Origin of the sequence: Mesorhizobium sp. M7A.F.Ca.US.002.01.1.1, from assembly GCF_004022955.1 — a bacterium.
In the GTDB taxonomy this organism is placed as follows: domain Bacteria; phylum Pseudomonadota; class Alphaproteobacteria; order Rhizobiales; family Rhizobiaceae; genus Mesorhizobium; species Mesorhizobium ciceri.
The window spans coordinates 1-864 of record NZ_RZQE01000970.1 but is presented as its reverse complement, the minus strand read 5'-3'; the positions used below and the strand labels follow the sequence as shown (position 1 = coordinate 864).

At 65.5% G+C, this 864-nt stretch carries 1 protein-coding gene; it reads right to left on the bottom strand.

Translation table 11 applies throughout. The features are described from left to right. A partial coding sequence (locus EN932_RS37125; protein ID WP_245483417.1) for a phosphopantetheine-binding protein occupies positions 1–864 on the bottom strand: 864 nt, incomplete at both ends.

The following is an 864-nucleotide window of genomic DNA, read 5'->3' as shown; positions in this document are numbered from 1 at the left end:
CCGCGGAACAGCACGACGGGCGCGGTGCGGATCAACGTCTTGACCACCCAGAAGCGGAAGTAACGCACGCCCCAGATGGGAAACGCCTCCGCCTTCCAGCGGCCGACCAGCACCCATTTGGCGAGGACGGCAAAACCCGACATGCCGAAGAACACGGCGGCCGAAAGCGCCACGCACCTGATGTAGAGCTGCAGCGGATCGTCGAGCGCGTCGTACATCCAGTTGAGGCCGCCATTGATCGCCCACAGGGCGCCATAGCTGTAGAGCCCGTAGAACATCAGCTGTGCGGCGCCGCAGGTCCAATAGGCAAGATTGGAGGCCCGCCGCGTGAGGACGGGCTCGTTGGTGGCCGTCGTCATCTCGTCCGCTACGCCCAGATGCAGCGCCAGCCGCGCCACGGTCGGGTGGAGGTAGATGTCGCGCATCGACGCCGTCGCCCATTCCTTCCTGGTGCGCACACGGGCGCAGAAATGCGCCATCAGCAGCGAGTTGGCGCCGAGATCGTCGAAGAAATTGTCCTCGACGGACACTTCGTCGAATTTCAGCACCGCGGCCAGCGCGTCGGCCAGGAAACGCTCGTCGTCATTGCTGGGCGCGACCATGGCGCGATCGCCCGAAAGCCGCACGCTTGTCGGCTTCGGCAGCTGGCGCAAATCCACCTTGTTGGAAACGGTCATCGGGATCGCCGGCAGCTCCTCCAGATAGGAGGGCACCATGTAGTCCGGCAGCCGCCGCTTCATCGTCCTGGCGAGGTCCGCGCGCGAGATCGCCGTCTGGCCGGCCTTGGCTGCGAAATAGGCGACGAGTTCGACGCGGCCGGGCTCGATCTCCCAGATAGTGACGGCGGCTTGCGCGATCTCGGGC